Consider the following 15,241-nt stretch of genomic DNA (forward strand, 5'->3'; position numbering starts at 1 on the left):
CCTGCCCGACTGCGGGCACTGGGCCATGATCGAACAGAAGGAGGCCTGGGAAAGCGCCGTCCTGGCGTTCCTCACCCGCCCGGAGACCGGCTGAGTGCCGAGGGCGGGAGCAGCCGACAAGTTGGGGGAGGACGACGTGGCAAGACCCGCGGAGGTACGGCAAGCCGCTGCTCCGGTATCCAGCCGCCAGGCCGCCCGGCGGGTCCGCATCCTGCGCGCCGCCTCGGAACTCAGTGCGCGCGAGGGGCTGGCGAGCGTGCAGATGCACGATGTGGCCAAGGAGGCGGGCGTGGCGATCGCCACGCTCTACCGCTACTTCCCCTCCAAGCCCTATCTGTTTCTCTCGGTGCTCGAATGGCACATCGACCAGTTTCTCGGGGGCCGGGACGCCGAGCCGGCGGCGGACGACGTGACGGACCCCGCGACCGAGGTGGCGGAGACGCTCATTTCACTGAGCGGCAAGCTGCTGAGCAGCCACCTGCTGGCCTCGGCGGTGGCGCTGTCGTCGTTCACGGAGTACGCGAGCGTCGTCCCGACCCAGATCGACATCGTGGAGAGATCGCTGGGACAGCGGCTCCTGCGCCTGCTCGGGGACCGCGCGGACGCGGAAACCGGGCGCAGCAGGGTGCGGCTGCTCGTCTACAGCTGGTGGGGCCTGTTCGTGGCCATGCTGACCGAGGAGATCTCCACCGAGCAGGGGGAGGCGGCTCTGCGGCTGGCCGCGCGGCTGATCACGGCGCAGTAGCGCACACGACAGTGCCCGGGGCACGTGGTGTCCCGGGCACTGTCGTGTCATGTCAGTCCGTGGTCCCGGCCATGTCCAGGACGGCGAGGTATCCGAACGCGAGGCTGGAACCGATCGGTGTCCCCGCGCCCGGGTACACGTGTCCCGACATCGCGGCCATGGTGTTCCCGGTGGCGTAGAGGCCGTCGATCGGTTTCCCGTCCGGCCGCAGCACGCGCGCGTGGATGTCGGTCCTCAGTCCGCCCTTGGTGCCGATGTCGGAGGGGACGATGGTCGCCGCGTAGAAGGGTGCTTCGTCGATGGGCAGGAGCAGCGGGTTGGGCCATTCCGGCGCGGGCTTCGCCGGGAAGTTCTGCCGGGGGTCGGCCGGGAACGGGACGATGTGGTGGAACATCTGGTCCCAGGGGGTCTCACCGCGGTGGAACCGCTCGTCGACACCCGTCCGGGCGTACCCGTTGAACTCCTCGACCGTCCGCTTCAGCGCGTCGAACGGGACATCGATCAGACCGGCCAACTCCTCCAGACTGTCGGCCTTCTTCAGCGCCCCCGACTCCAGCCATTGCTCGGGTCCCGGGGTGGCGGGCGGGAAGCCGATGCCGTCCCGGTCCAGCTGCCGCTGGTCGAACACCCAGTGCGCCGGGATGTGGCTCACGCCGGTCGTGTTGTGCAGCCGTACGATCTCGTGTGCGGCCTGGTCGTAGGGTCGTGTCTCGTTGACGAAGCGTTCGCCGCCGCCGTTGACCCAGATGCCGCCCCGGGTGCCGGTGTGGAAGAGCGGCAGGCCGTCCGGATGGACGAGTCCGGGCACGAACCAGGCCTCGTCGAGGAGGTCGGTGTCCGCGCCCGCGGCGATGCCCGCGCGGAGTGCGTCGCCGGTGTTGGCCGGGGCGCCGTCGGACCACTCCCCGGTGAGCGGCGGCTGGTGCTTCCCGCGCAGTTCGCGGTTGTGTTCGAAGCCGCCGGCGGCGAGGAGTACGCCCCGCGCGGCGCGGATCCGGACCCGTTCGCCCTCGCTGACGACCTCGACCCCGACGACCTTGCCGTCCTCGACGACGAGGCTCTCCAGCGCGGTGTTCAGCCGCAGTTCGCCGTGGCCTGTCTCCAGGAAGGCCGACAGGGCCCTTCCGATCAGTGCCCGGCCGCCGGAGAGGAGCGGGCCCTCGTCGAAGCCGAACCGCTCGGTGGGCAGTGAGTCGCGCACGAGCGGCCTGTGCTCCTTGAGGTCCGCGGCGTCGAGCGGCGGCGGGAAGACGGTGTGTCCCGTGGGTGAGGCTCCGGGGGCTGATGCGTAGTAGTCCGGAACCGGGCCGTGGACGAAGGACCGGAACCAGGGGTTCTGCTCGAGTTCGTCGATCAGCTGCGCTCCGGCCGTCAGATAGGCGTCCTGGAGTGCTTCCCGGGACGGGTCGTCGACGACACTGCGCAGATACGCCCGGACGTCCTCGAGGTCGTCCCCGAGACCTGCCCGGCGCAGCGGAGCGGAGCCCGGGAACCACAGGCCCGCGCCGGAGTAGGCGACCGTGCCGCCCACCCGGTCCGTCTTCTCGACGACGAGCGTCCGCAGGCCGCGTGACGCCGCCACGTACGCCCCGACCAGACCACCGCCAGACCCCACGACGATCACATCGTAGGCATCCTCGTTGATGCTCATCCTGACCTCCTCATGAGTGCCGACGTTCTACGTGGGGGGTGAGAGGGACCGCGGCCACAGGTGGGGGACGTCGGGCAGAGGCGGACACCACGGAGCTCGCGGGAGGCGGCTCCGGCGTGGCACACATCGGCCACGGTGACGGGCCGGCAGGACGTCCCAGGTCCCGCCGGCCACGGCGTCTCGCCACCAGCCGTTCAGCAGTTCGCCCGCCGACGGTAACGAGCCGCCGTCACCGCGCCCTTCGGCCATCTCGCTCACCGAGACCGCTCCGGTCCGGCTGCGGTCCCGGTGAGCGGAACGCCGGCCGTCGCCCTGCGCCGCACCCGCTCAGGCTGGGGGCAGGCACGAGTTGAGGATACGAATGACAGATGTTTGGGAACCGACAGTCGTCGCGGACCGTGAGTCCGCAGTGGCCGAGGCCGCCGCTCGGATCATTCGCGCAGCCCAGGACCACAAGCCCTGTACGCCCGTGCGGGACCTGCTCGGCGCGAGAGACGTCGGCCTCGCGTACGCGGTCCAGCAACGTGTCATCGGTGACCGGATCGCCGCCGGCGCCCGGGTCGTCGGACGCAAGATCGGGCTGACCTCCGATGCGGTGCAGCGTCAAGTCGGCGTCGACCGGCCCGACTTCGGGGTTCTGCTGGACGACATGGACGTCACCGGTCTGCCGGCCGTCCCCAGTGAACGGCTGCTCCAGCCCAGGGTCGAGGCGGAGATCGCGTTCGTTCTCGCCGCGGACCTGGACGAGGACGACCTCGACGTCGAGCGGGTCCGGTCGGCGGTCGGACACGCCGTGGCGGCGTTGGAGATCGTCGACAGCCGGGTGGCCGACTGGGACATCGCGATCACCGACACGGTCGCCGACAACGCGTCCAGCGGACTGTTCGTGCTCGGCCGACAGCGGGTCGGGCTGGGGGAGTTCACCCCCCGGGACGTGACCATGCAGTTGTGGGCCGACGGTGTGCTCGCCTCCGAGGGCGACGGGGCGGCCTGTCTGGGCGACCCGCTGGCCGCGCTGTTGTGGCTGGCCCGCACCGCCCGCGAGTTCGGCGACCCGCTGCGCGCCGGGCAGGTGGTCCTCTCCGGCGCCCTGGGCCCGCTCGTCCCCACCCCGCCAGGCACCACCGTCCGGGCCGAGATGTCGGGCCTGGGTTCGGTGACCGCGACCTTCTCACCCAAGGAACAAGAAGGATGACGAAGACCAAGGTGGCCGTTATCGGTTCCGGCAACATCGGTACCGATCTGATGATCAAGGTGCTGCGCCTGTCCGACACCCTGGAGATGGCCGCGATGGTGGGCATCGACCCGGACTCGGACGGTCTGGCACGCGCCGCGCGTCTGAAGGTGCCCACCACGCACGAGGGCGTGGACGGCCTGATCGGTATGGACGGCTTCGACGACATCGAGATCGTCTTCGATGCCACGTCGGCGAAGGCCCATGTCGAGAACGCCAGGAAGCTCGCCCCGTACGGCAAACGTCTGGTCGATCTCACCCCGGCGGCCATCGGACCGTATGTGGTGCCTCCGGTGAACCTCGACGAGCATCTCGCCGACGGCGCCGACAACCTCAACCTGGTCACCTGCGGCGGTCAGGCGACCATCCCGATCGTCCATGCGGTCAGCCGGGTCACTCCGGTGCCCTACGCGGAGATCGTCGCGTCGATCGCCTCGAAGTCGGCCGGTCCCGGTACCCGGGCCAACATCGACGAGTTCACCGAGACGACGTCCGGGGCGATCGAGAGGGTGGGCGGTGCCCGGCGCGGCAAGGCGATCATCGTCCTGAACCCGGCCGAACCGCCCCTGATCATGCGGGACACGGTGTACTGCCTGATCGGCGCGGCGGATCACGACGCGATCCGGGCCTCCGTCGAGGAGATGGTGGCCGCGGTGGCCGAGTACGTGCCCGGCTACCGGCTCAAACAGCAGGTCCAGTTCACCCCGCTCCCGGCCGGCGACCCGGTCCACACCCTCCTGCCCGAGGGCGTCTCGGAGCGGCCGACGACGAAGGTGTCGGTCTTCCTCGAGGTGGAGGGTGCCGCGCACTATCTGCCCGCCTACGCCGGCAATCTCGACATCATGACCTCGGCCGCCCTGCGCGTCGCCGAGCGCGTCGCCCGGCGGCTGACCCTGGAGGTGACCAAGTGAGCGCGGACCGCAGGCTCTACGTGCAGGACGTCACCCTCCGGGACGGCATGCACGCCATCCGGCATCGCATCACGCCAGAGTTCGTGTCCAAGATCTCAGCGGCCCTGGACCGGGCGGGCGTGGACGCGATCGAGGTCGCCCACGGCGACGGCCTGGCCGGCGGCAGCCTCAACTACGGGCCGGGCAGCAACACCGACTGGGAGTGGATCGAGGCGGCCGCGGACGCCGTCGACCGCGCCGTCCTGACCTCCCTGCTCCTGCCCGGCATCGGCACCATCGCCGAACTGAAGCGGGCCTACGCCCTCGGGGTGCGCTCGGTGCGCATCGCCACCCACTGCACCGAGGCGGACGTCGCGGCCCAGCACATCACGACCGCCCGTGAACTCGGCATGGACGTCTCAGGGTTCTTGATGATGGCGCACATGGCGCCCCCGCACGCCCTCGCCGAACAGGCCAGACTGATGGAGAGCTACGGCGCGCACTGCGTCTACGTCACCGACTCCGGCGGCCGGCTCACCATGGACGGCGTCCGCGACCGCATCCGCGCCTACCGCGACGTCCTCGACGCGGAGACGCAGATCGGGATCCACGCCCACGAGAACCTCTCCCTCTCGGTGGCCAACTCCGTGGTGGCGGTGGAGGAAGGCGTGACCCGGGTGGACGCCTCACTCGCCGGACAGGGCGCCGGTGCCGGGAACTGTCCGATCGAGCCGTTCATCGCCGTGGCCAACCTCCACGGCTGGAAACACGACTGCGACCTGCACGCCCTCCAGGACGCCGCCGAGGACCTGGTCCGCCCGCTCCAGGACCGGCCGGTACGCGTCGACCGGGAGACCCTCACCCTCGGCTACGCCGGCGCCTACTCCAGCTTCCTGCGCCACGCCGAGACCGCGGCCGAACAGTACGGCCTGGACGCCCGCACCATCCTGGAAGAAGTCGGCCGACGCGGCCTCGTCGGCGGCCAGGAGGACATGATCGTGGACATCGCCCTCGACCTCACCACCCGCGGCTGACACCCGCCCGACGTACCGCTCCCCGGAAGAACTCTTCCGGGGAGCGGTACGCTTTTGGGTTCACGATCAAATAGACCGCACGTCCCAATTTATCGGTGCACGACTCTATCTCTGCGACTGGTGGCGTTGGTACCTTGACGCTGGCGCCGAACTAGAATTGATTTCAGTTTTGAGCAGAGAGGCACTGACGATGACGTCTGCCCTTCGCCTCGACGTGCGATCCTCCGAGGTCGCCGGGCCTGCGTCGCCTCCGTCGATGATGGAACGCGTGACGCTGATCATGGACCTTTTCGAAAGTCCGCAGACGCACCTGACGCTCGAATCGGTCTCCCGCAGGACACAACTGCCCCGCTCGACGACCCACCGTATTCTCGACCAGCTGGTCCGGCTGGACTGGCTGCATCACACGGTGGCCGGATACACGCTGGGAATCCGGGCGCTCGGCCTGGGCGGGCGGGAGATCGGACACAGCGCACTGCGGGCCGCCGCCGCACCACACCTGCTGGACCTGGCCGTGCGGACGAGAATGGTCGTCCATCTCGCCGTCCTCGACGGGCCGGAGATCTACTACCTGGACAAGGTGGGAGGCCGGGCCGCCGTGGACATCCCGTCGCGGGTCGGCGGCAGGGCGGTCGCGCACTGCACCGGGCTCGGCAAGGCCATGCTCGCCTGGCTCAGTCCCGAGGAGATCGACGCCCGGTACGCGCAGGTGATCGAGCGGCGCACACACCACAGCATCGGCCGTGTCGACCAACTGCACCGCGAGCTCGGTCTGGTGCGCCGGCGCAACGGGCTGGCGATCGACAGGGGAGAGTGTTTCCCGGGTCTCGGCTGTGTCGGGCTCGCGCTGCGCGGGCCGGAAGGACCGGTCGGGGCGATCTCGGTGGTGGGAGACGGCGGCTCCTCGCTGGAACTCGTGGCCCCGCTGGTGGTCAACGCGGTGCGGGCCGTCACCGAGGAGCTCTTCGGGGTGTCGGAACCCTGCCGCCGGGACGTGCCGGACGCCGTCGGATAGCACGAAGCCGCCCCAGTGAGACCCGGGGCGGCTCTCCTCCGTCCGGCTGGGTCAGCCGGGCGAACGTGGAGCGGACACGGCGCCGTCCAGCCGTGGAGCAGGCACCGTGCCGGCCGCTCGCCGCCCTGTCACCACGCGGTCCAGCCCCCGTCCACGGTGACGGTCGTGCCCGTCACGAACCGGGAAGCGTCCGACGCGAGGAACACCGCGGCGCCGCCCAGTTCCTCGACGCTGCCCACCCGGCCCAGGGGAGTGCCCTTCACGATCCGCTCGCCCCAGCGGCTGTCCAGCAGGCCGGAGCTGAGGTCCGTACGGAAGTAGCCTGGCGCGAGGGCGTTGACCCGCACCCCACGGTCGGCCCACTCGACCGCGAGCGCCTTGGTGAGCGCCTCGACACCGCCCTTGCTGGCGGCATACGCGGCGATCCGCTCGAAGCCGGTGCTCGCGTGCACCGACGAGACATTGACGATCGACCCGGAGCCCTGCGCCAGCATCACCTTGCCGGCCTCGCGGCAGCAGTAGAAGGCGCCCTGGAGGTTGATGTCGAGCACCTGCCGGAAGTCCTCGTCGGTGACGTACTCGCTACGGGTGAAGTGCGGGCTGATTCCCGCGCAGTTGACGACGGCGTCGAGCCGGCCGGTCGTCCCGGTGATCCGCTCGACCGTCATGCGGACCGTGTCCGGGTCGGCGACGGAGCCGGGCAGCACCAGCACCTTTCCGCCGTACCCGGCGAGTTCGCTCTCCAGGCTCTCCAGGTCCGCGGCCGTGCGGGCGGTCACCGCCACGTCCGCCCCGGCCTGGGACAGGGCGACCGCGACCGCCCGGCCGAGGCCCTTCCCCGCGCCGGTCACCCAGGCGGTTCTGCCGTCGAGACGCAGGTCGGTGTTGACGTCGGCCATGGTTCAGCCCTCCACGGGAATGTCGCGCAGGGTCCGCTTGAGGACCTTGCCGGAGGGGGTACGGGGGAGTTCGTCGACGATGTCGAAGCGGACCGGCACCTTGAACTTGGCCAGCCGCTCCAGGCAGAACTCCCGCAGCTCGTCCGGCCCGGCGCCCGCTCCGGGCCGGAACACCACGAAGGCGCGCGGGACCTCGCCCCAGCGGGGGTGGGTCAGGCCGACCACCGCGGCCTCCAGGACGGCGGGGTGCTCGTAGAGCACCCGCTCGACCTCGGGCGTGGCGATGTTCTCGCCGCCGGAGACGATCATGTCTTTCTTGCGGTCGTCGATGTAGAGGAAGCCGTCCTCGTCGACGTGCCCGATGTCGCCGGTGTGGAACCAGCCGTCCTTCAGGGCCGCGGCCGTGGCCTTCTCGTCGCGCCAGTAGCCGGCGAAGACCTTCGGCCCGCGCAGCGTGATCTCGCCGAGCTCGCCGGCCGGCACCTCCGTGCCGCTCTCGTCGACGATCCGCACGCGCGTGTGCGGCACGGGACGCCCGACCGAGCCCAGCTTGGACAGCGCGTGCTCGCGGTCGAGGAAGGTGTCGCCGGAGACGGTCTCCGTGAGGCCGTAGGCATCGGCGAACCAGGCGTTGGGGAAGGCGTTCATGATGCGCCGCAGCACCGGTTCCGGGGTCTTCTCGCCGCCGCCCAGGACGAAGCGCACGGACGTGGTGTCGTACGACTCCCGGTCCGGCACCTCCAGGACCGCGTTGACCATGGCGGGCGCGAGCCAGGCGTTGGTGACCCGGTGCTCCTGGATCGCCCGCAGGACGCCCTCCGGGTCGAACTTCCGCTGGAGCACCACGCCCCCGCCCGCGTACAGGACCCCGAGGGCAGGCATGTCCAGGCCGCCCACATGGTAGAGCGGGCCGCAGACCAGCGTGGTGTCCGCCGCCGTCAGTCCGAAGTGGACGATGTGGGCCAGGTTCTTGGCCTGCACGTTCCCGTACGTGATGCGCACGCCCTTGGGCCGTGAGGTGGTGCCCGAGGTGTACATCAGGCGCTGCACGTCGTCCAACCCCACGTCCACGGGCTCCACCACCCGGGCGTCCCGGTGCCGGTCGAGGAGGGGCTCGTAGCGGGTCCATCGGTCGGACGGGGCCTCGCCGTCCACCAGGATCCGGTGGTCCAGGCCGGTCAGCTTCCCGGCGATGCGGTCCACGGGGCGCTCGAACTCCGGCTCGGTGACGATCACCTTCACCTGGGCGTGGTCGAGGATGTACGCCCATTCCTCCTCGGACAGGCGGTAGTTCAGAGGAAGGAAGACCGCCCCGATGCGATTGACGGCGTACACGAGCTCCAGGAACTCGGGCCGGTTGTAGAGCAGCAGAGCCACGACGTCGCCGCGCCCGACGCCCAGCTCTCTCAGACCGGCGGACAGCCGCGTCACCCGCTCATGGAGTTCGCGCACCGTCAGACGGCGTTCTTCCTGTGTCACGACCACGTCGTCCGGCCGCTGGGCCAGGTGGTAATCGAGGATGCTCGAAAAATTGTGCACGGCGACTCTCCGGCTCGGCGGCCGGGATCGTCCCGACCGGTCGGTTGCCCGTTACCAAGATTTAGTGTACCTCTTGGTCTATAAAACGTTGTGCCGCACTTTACGACGGAGCCCACTGGCCGACAACCACCCGGGCGGGCCGAGTCGCTTTCCCCCACCGAGGAGGGCCCCGTGTCTCGTATCCGCCTCGACACCGACGGACCCGTCGTCACGGTCCGCCTCGACCATCCGCCGATGAACGCGTTCGACACCGCCCAGCGCAGTGAGCTCGCGGCCGCCGTACGCGGTCTGGCGGACGACCGCAGGGTGCGGGCCGTGGTGCTGTACGGCGGTGAGCGGCTGTTCGCCGCCGGGGCCGACGTGAAGGCGCTGGCCTTGATGGATTCCGAGGAGGTGCGCGGCTGGAACCGGGCGCTGCAACGGACCTTCGACGAGGTCGCCCGGCTGCCCGTGCCCGTCGTCGCCGCGATCACCGGGTACGCGCTCGGCGGCGGCCTCGAACTGGCCCTTGCCGCCGACTACCGGGTGGCGGCCCACGACGCGATCCTCGGCCAGCCCGAGGTGCAGCTCGGGATCATCCCGGGCTCGGGCGGCACCCAGCGGCTGACCCGGCTGATCGGGCCGTCGCGGGCCAAGAACCTGCTGATGACCGGCCGCCGGGTGGACGCCGAGGAGGCCCTGCGCCTCGGACTCGTGGACGAGGTCGTGCCCACGGGCGAGGTCCACGACACCGCCCTGCGGTACGCCCGGCTGCTCGCCGAGGGGCCCGCGGCGGCCCTGGAGGCGATCAAGGAGGCCGTGGATCACGGCGCCGACGCCGGCCTGTCCGCCGGGCTGGCGCTCGAACGGTCCCTGTTCACCGGAGTGTTCGGCACGGCGGACGCCGCCACCGGCATCCGGTCGTTCCTCGAACACGGTCCGGGCAAGGCGCGCTTCGACGGACCCGCGCAGGACAACTAGGCGGCGAAGGCCGTACGACACGAAAGGGGTGGAGGCGATGAAGGCACTGCGCTGGCACGGCGCGCGAGATCTGCGGCTGGAGGAGGTCCCGGACCCGCCGGAGCCGGGGCCGCACGAAGCCGTGGTGGAGGTGGCCTGGTGCGGGGTGTGCGGCACCGACCTGCACGAGTTCCTCGAAGGACCGCACATGATCCGCAACGATCCGCACCCGTTCACCGGGGCCAGCCCGCCGCTCGCCCTCGGGCACGAACTGAGCGGCAGGGTACTGGCGTTGGGCGGTGCGGTCCCCGGCATCGCCATCGGCGACCGGGTGACCGCCGACCCCGTGTGGCGGTGCGGTGTCTGTTTCTGGTGCGTGCGCGGCGAATACCACATCTGTCCCAGGAGCGGCTCCGTGGGCCTGGCCTCGCCCGGTGCCTTCGCCGATCGCGTCACCGTACCGATCGCGGGGCTCACCCGGCTGCCCGACAACGTCAGCGACGAGATGGCGGCCGTGGCCGAACCCCTCGCGGTGGGTCTGCACGCCGTCACACGGGCCGGAGTCCGGCCCGGCGACAACGTCCTGGTCGTCGGCGGCGGCCCCATCGGCTTCGCCGTCGTCCTCGCGGCCCGCCTCGCGGGCGCCGCCGGGCTCTACGTGAGCGAACCCCTGAAGGAACGCCGGGAGAAGCTCCTCGACATCGGCGTCACCGAGGCCTTCGACCCGCGCGAGACCGATGTACGCCGAGAGCTGTTCCTGAAGACCGGCCGCGTGGGCCCGGACGCCGTCATCGACGCGACCGGTGTCCCCGCGCTCGCCCGGGAGGCCGTGGCCACCGTCCGGCGCGGCGGCCGTGTCGTGCTCGCCGGCGTCGGGCACGGCAGCGTCGAGTTCGACATGGGGCAACTCGTCTTCTACGAGCGGTCCGTGCTCGGCACGCTCGGCTACAACTTCGACATCCCCCGCGTGATCGACCTGATGAGCACCGGGCGCCTGGACGCCTCGCCCCTGATCACCGGACGTTTTTCGCTCCGGGAAGGAGCCGGGGTCTTCGCGGACCTGGCGGCCGACCGCGCAAGGCACCTGAAGGTGCTGCTGACCCCGAAGGGACTGTGACATGGATTTCGACCTGCCGGAGGAGACGCAGGACCTGCAGGACATGGTCCGCGAGTTCGCGGCCAAGGAGATCACCCCGAACGCGGCCGAGTGGTCGGAGAACGAGCAGTTCCCGACCCACATCTTCACCAAGCTCGGCGAACTCGGCCTGATGGGCATGCTCGTGCCCGAGGAGTACGGAGGCGCGGGCTCCGACACCGTCTCCTACGTGGCCGTCATGGAGGAACTCGGCGCGGCCGACCAGTCGGTGGCCTCCTCCTGGAACGCGCACTCCACCATCGCCACCCTCCCGCTGCTGACCTACGGCACCGAGGAGCAGAAGCACCGCTGGCTGGCCCCGCTGGCCCGCGGCGAGGCCATCGGCGCGTTCGGCCTGACCGAGCCGGGCGCCGGATCCGACGCGGCCGGCATCACCACCACCGCCCGCCGTGCGGACGGCGGCTGGGTGATCAACGGCACCAAGATGTTCATCACCAACGCCGGCACCGACATCAGCCAGGGTGTCACCCTGCTGGCCACCACCGGCCGCGACGAGGACGGGCGCAAACGGTTCGCCACCTTCTACGTGCCGACCGGCACGCCGGGTTACACGTGCGGGGCGAAGCTGAAGAAGCTCGGCTGGCACGCCATGGACACCCGGGAACTGGTCTTCGACGACTGCTGGATCTCCGACGACCACCTGATCGGCGAGGAGGGCGGCGGGTTGCGCCAGTTCCTCTCCGTGCTCGACAAGGGCCGGATCAGCGTGGCCGCGCTCGGTATGTCGCTGGCCAAGGCCGCGCTCGCGCTGGCCGTCAAACACGCCACGGAACGGCAGCAGTTCGGCCGCCCGCTGTCGGCGTTCCAGGCGGTGGCGCACAAGATCGCCGATATCGGCACGGAGTTCGAGGCCGCCCGCTGGATGGTCTACCGGGCCGCCTGGCTCGCCGACCAGGGCCGCCCGTACAGCAAGGAGGCCGCCATGGCGAAGCTGTTCGCCTCCGAGGTGGCCAACCGTGCCGCGTCCCAGGCGGTGCAGATCCACGGCGGCTACGGCTATGTGCGGGAGTCGGAGATCTCCCGGTTCTACGCCGACGCCAAGATCCTGGAGATCGGCGAGGGCACGAACGAGATCCAGCGTGATGTCGTCGCCCGGGCGCTCGTGCAGCAGCTGTGAGAGACGAAGGGCCCGAGGCGTGCGCCGAGGGCCCTCGGTCAGCCGGCCGCCGAGGCGGACTTCCACTCGGCCTCGGGGTCGAGCGGCAGATCGGGGCGGTCGCGCTTGAAGGCGGCGGCCCTCTCCTCCATGTCCGGCAGGGAGGCGGCCGGCGCGCCGAAACCGCGCAGCAGGGTGTCGCAGTACTCGCGCGACAACTGCGCGGCGTCCCAGCGGCCACCGGGCTTCGCCCACTGGTAGGTGTGGTTGTGCAGGTTCAGGAATTGCAGGGTTGCCAGCCGCGGCGGGGTCGCACGGAAGCCGCCGTGTTCAGCGGCCTTCGTGATCAGTCCCGTGACCAGCCGTTGGAACTCGGCACGCCGGCCCAGCAGGGTCTGGAGGTAGTCGCCGGTGAGGCTGCGGTAGTCGTGCTCGTAGACCCAGATGTGGTCGAGCCTGCGGAAGATGATCGTCAGCAGGGACTCCGACAGCAGGCGCAGCCGCAGCACGGGGTCGGTGTCGAGCTCCGCGATCTGCCGGGCACGCGACAGCAGTGGGTTCATCACCCGCGACTGGATCTCGACGAGAAGGTTCTGCTTGGACCCGATGTAGTAGTACAGCGCGCCCTTGGCGAGCCCGACGGCTCGGCAGAGCTCGTTGACGGAGGTCGCCGCATAGCCCTGGCGGGCGAACAGTTCGGCGGCCGTGTCGATGATCTTCTGACGCCGGACCTCGTAGTCCGGCCCATGGCCCGGTGGTCTGGGCATCGGTTCTCTCCCCGCCCGATCAAGAGTTTGCTAGACCAAACGGTACATTAAAAGTAGGACTCAGGCGGCGCGGCCCAGTGCCGCCCGCGCGAGCGATGCGAGGACGCGCATGACGACTGAGGCACCACAGCAGACCATGACCGGAACCGCGTACGCGGACCAGCTCCTGGAGATGTATCGCCGGATGCGTCGCATCCGGCGGTTCGAGGAGCGGGCGTCGGAGTTGTACAAGGCGACGGAGATTCCCGGATTCCTGCATCTGTCGATCGGTCAGGAGGCGAGTGCCGTCGGGGCTTGTTGGCCGTTGACCGCCAGGGACGGCATCACTTCCACCCATCGCGGCCACGGGCATGTGCTGGCCAAGGGCCTGGACTCCGCGTCGATGATGGCCGAGCTGATGGGCAAGGAGGCCGGGACATGCCACGGCCGTGGCGGTTCGATGCACATCGCCGACCCCGGCCTGGGCATCTACGGCGCGAACGGCATCGTGGGCGCCGGGCTGCCCATCGCCGCCGGGGTGGCGACCGCGGCCAAACTGCGGGCCGCGGGAGATGTGGTGGTGGCGTTCTTCGGTGACGGTGCGGTCGCGCAGGGCATGTTCCACGAGGCCGTGAACCTGGCTGCCGTGTGGGATCTCCCGGTCGTCTTCCTGTGCGAGAACAACCACTACTCCGAGTTCTCGCCCGCCGCCGAGCAGCACCGGGCCCCCCTCTCCGCCCGCGCCGCGGGTTACGGGATCGGCTATGCGCACGTCGACGGCAACGACGTGCTCGCGGTGGCGGGCCTGATGAACGACGTGGTGGCACGGCTGCGGGCGGGTGGCGGCCCGGTCCTGGTGGAGGCGGAGACCTACCGGTGGCACGGCCACTACGAGGGCGACCCGGAGCGCTACCGCAGCCCCGAGGAGGTGGTGGCGGCCAAGAAGGGTGACCCGCTGCTGATCGCCCGCCGTCATCTGGCCGAGGCGGGCGTGCCGGCCGCACGCGCGGACGACATCGACGAGGAGGTCGACAACGAGATCGAGGCGGCGGTGGAGTGGGCGCGGAGCCTGCCCGAGCCGGCCCCGGAGACGCTGCACGACTTCGTCTCGGCGCCCCGCAGGGCCGTGCCCGAGCCCGCCCCGATCCCCGGTGACGCCGAGATCTTCCGCTCGATGGACGCCGTACGGCTGGCTCTGGAGCACGAGTTGACCGCCGATCCGTCCGTCTTCGTCGCCGGTATCGACGTCGGCGCGGGCGGCAACGTCTTCGGGCTCACCCGCGGCCTGGCGCAGGCGTTTCCCGGGCGGGTCCGGGACACGCCGATCAGTGAGAGCGCGATCATCGGTACGGCGGTCGGGGCGGCCATGGCCGGGATGAGGCCGGTCGTCGAGATCATGTACATGGACTTCATCGGCGTCTGTCTGGACATGCTGCTCAACCAGGCCGCCAAACTGCGCTTCATGACCGGCGGCCGGGCCTCCATGCCTCTCGTGGTGCGTACCCAGTTCGGCGCCGGGCGGTCCTCGGGCAGCCAGCATTCGCAGAGCCTGGAGGCCTTGCTGGCCCACATTCCCGGTCTGACCGTGGTGATGCCGTCCAGCCCGGCCGACACCTACGGCCTGTTGCGGGCCGCCATCCAGGATCCCAACCCGGTCGTCTTCGTCGAGAACCGGCTGCAGTACGGCTTCAAGGGTCCGCGTCCGGCGGAGGGGCATCTGCTGCCGCTGGGGAAGGCGAAGGTGGTCCGGGAGGGTACGGACGTCACTCTGGTCTCCTGGTCGCGGATGGTCCAGGACTGTCTGGCCGCCGCCGAGTTGCTCGCCGCGGAAGGCGTGAGCGTCGAGGTCGTCGATCTGCGGACCGTCGCCCCGCTGGACCGCGAGACGGTCCTCGCCTCCCTGGCCAAGACCAACCGTCTGGTCATCGCGCACGAGGCGGTGCGGGACTTCGGCGTCGGTGCCGAGCTGGCGGCGCTCGCCGTCGACGAGGGTTTCTGGCATCTGGACGCGCCCGTGACGCGGGTGGCCCCGCCCGCGGTGCCGGCCCCGTACGCGCCCTCGCTGGAACGGCTGTGGCTGCCCTCGCGGGACACGATCGCCGACACGGTACGGCGGATCGCGGCGGTGTGAACCGCGGTGACCCACGACAACAGGATGGCCCCGGGAAGAGTTCCCGGGGCCATCCTGTTGTCGTTTCCGCCTCCGGTCGCGGTGGTGTCAGACGGTTGCGACCGGGGTGAGGGGGCTGCCTTGTGTGCCGGGCAGGTTGAGTGGGGGTGCGGTGAGGAGGAAGCGG

Annotated in this window: 13 protein-coding genes; 9 read left to right on the forward strand and 4 right to left on the reverse strand. The window is 70.4% G+C overall.

What is annotated here, in order from left to right; all coding sequences use genetic code 11:
* Positions 1-136: 136 nt before the first annotated feature.
* Entirely contained in the window at positions 137-745 is a 609-nt protein-coding gene (locus ABT057_RS48020; protein WP_352351562.1) for a TetR/AcrR family transcriptional regulator, read from the forward strand.
* Positions 746-797: 52 nt separating this feature from the next.
* Here the strand turns inward: ABT057_RS48020 and ABT057_RS48025 are convergent, their stop codons facing one another.
* Positions 798-2,396, reverse strand: a complete 1,599-nt coding sequence (locus tag ABT057_RS48025; protein WP_352351564.1) for an FAD-binding protein — start codon at positions 2,394-2,396, stop codon at positions 798-800.
* Between the two features lie 361 nt (positions 2,397-2,757).
* On the opposite strand from ABT057_RS48025, the gene ABT057_RS48030 reads away from it, so the two are divergent.
* The 4 genes from ABT057_RS48030 (at position 2,758) to ABT057_RS48045 (ending at position 6,569) form a co-directional block, all read left to right on the forward strand.
* On the forward strand, positions 2,758-3,591 hold the full coding sequence (locus ABT057_RS48030) for a 2-keto-4-pentenoate hydratase (RefSeq protein ID WP_352351566.1): 834 nt from the start codon (positions 2,758-2,760) through the stop codon (positions 3,589-3,591).
* A complete protein-coding gene (locus ABT057_RS48035; RefSeq protein WP_352351568.1) occupies positions 3,588-4,541 on the forward strand; it encodes an acetaldehyde dehydrogenase (acetylating) in 954 nt (317 codons plus the stop codon). Before ABT057_RS48030 ends, ABT057_RS48035 begins: the two co-directional genes overlap by 4 nt.
* Positions 4,538-5,554, forward strand: coding sequence for a 4-hydroxy-2-oxovalerate aldolase (gene dmpG, locus ABT057_RS48040; protein WP_352351570.1), 1,017 nt, complete (start codon positions 4,538-4,540; stop codon positions 5,552-5,554). Before ABT057_RS48035 ends, dmpG begins: the two co-directional genes overlap by 4 nt.
* Positions 5,555-5,813: 259 nt before the next feature.
* Positions 5,814-6,569 carry an IclR family transcriptional regulator gene (locus tag ABT057_RS48045; protein ID WP_352351586.1) on the forward strand — a complete coding sequence of 252 codons (756 nt, stop codon included), beginning with the start codon at positions 5,814-5,816 and terminating at the stop codon, positions 6,567-6,569.
* A 128-nt stretch (positions 6,570-6,697) separates the two neighbouring features.
* Here ABT057_RS48045 and ABT057_RS48050 read toward each other — a convergent pair whose 3' ends face one another.
* A complete protein-coding gene (locus tag ABT057_RS48050; protein ID WP_352351572.1) occupies positions 6,698-7,468 on the reverse strand; it encodes an SDR family NAD(P)-dependent oxidoreductase in 771 nt (256 codons plus the stop codon).
* Positions 7,469-7,471: 3 nt separating this feature from the next.
* On the reverse strand, positions 7,472-9,007 hold the full coding sequence (locus tag ABT057_RS48055; RefSeq protein WP_352351574.1) for an acyl-CoA synthetase: 1,536 nt from the start codon (positions 9,005-9,007) through the stop codon (positions 7,472-7,474).
* Positions 9,008-9,178: 171 nt separating this feature from the next.
* Between ABT057_RS48055 and ABT057_RS48060 the strand changes: the two genes are divergently transcribed.
* The 3 genes from ABT057_RS48060 to ABT057_RS48070 are packed head-to-tail and all read left to right on the forward strand — an operon-like array spanning position 9,179 to position 12,219.
* Positions 9,179-9,967, forward strand: coding sequence for an enoyl-CoA hydratase/isomerase family protein (locus ABT057_RS48060; RefSeq protein WP_352351576.1), 789 nt, complete (start codon positions 9,179-9,181; stop codon positions 9,965-9,967).
* A gap of 37 nt (positions 9,968-10,004) precedes the next feature.
* Complete coding sequence (locus ABT057_RS48065; protein ID WP_352351578.1) at positions 10,005-11,063, forward strand: alcohol dehydrogenase catalytic domain-containing protein; 1,059 nt, start codon at positions 10,005-10,007, stop codon at positions 11,061-11,063.
* 1 nt (position 11,064) lies between these two features.
* Positions 11,065-12,219 carry an acyl-CoA dehydrogenase family protein gene (locus ABT057_RS48070; protein ID WP_352351580.1) on the forward strand — a complete coding sequence of 385 codons (1,155 nt, stop codon included), beginning with the start codon at positions 11,065-11,067 and terminating at the stop codon, positions 12,217-12,219.
* A 38-nt stretch (positions 12,220-12,257) separates the two neighbouring features.
* On the opposite strand, the gene ABT057_RS48075 is transcribed toward ABT057_RS48070, so the two are convergent.
* Positions 12,258-12,965, reverse strand: a complete 708-nt coding sequence (locus tag ABT057_RS48075) for a TetR/AcrR family transcriptional regulator (protein WP_352351582.1) — start codon at positions 12,963-12,965, stop codon at positions 12,258-12,260.
* Positions 12,966-13,074: 109 nt separating this feature from the next.
* Here ABT057_RS48075 and ABT057_RS48080 point away from each other — a divergent pair, with 109 nt between their 5' ends.
* Complete coding sequence (locus tag ABT057_RS48080) at positions 13,075-15,075, forward strand: alpha-ketoacid dehydrogenase subunit alpha/beta (RefSeq protein WP_352351584.1); 2,001 nt, start codon at positions 13,075-13,077, stop codon at positions 15,073-15,075.
* Positions 15,076-15,241: the final 166 nt, after the last annotated feature.

Source organism: Streptomyces sp. NPDC002588 (assembly GCF_040295925.1).
Classification (GTDB): domain Bacteria; phylum Actinomycetota; class Actinomycetes; order Streptomycetales; family Streptomycetaceae; genus Streptomyces.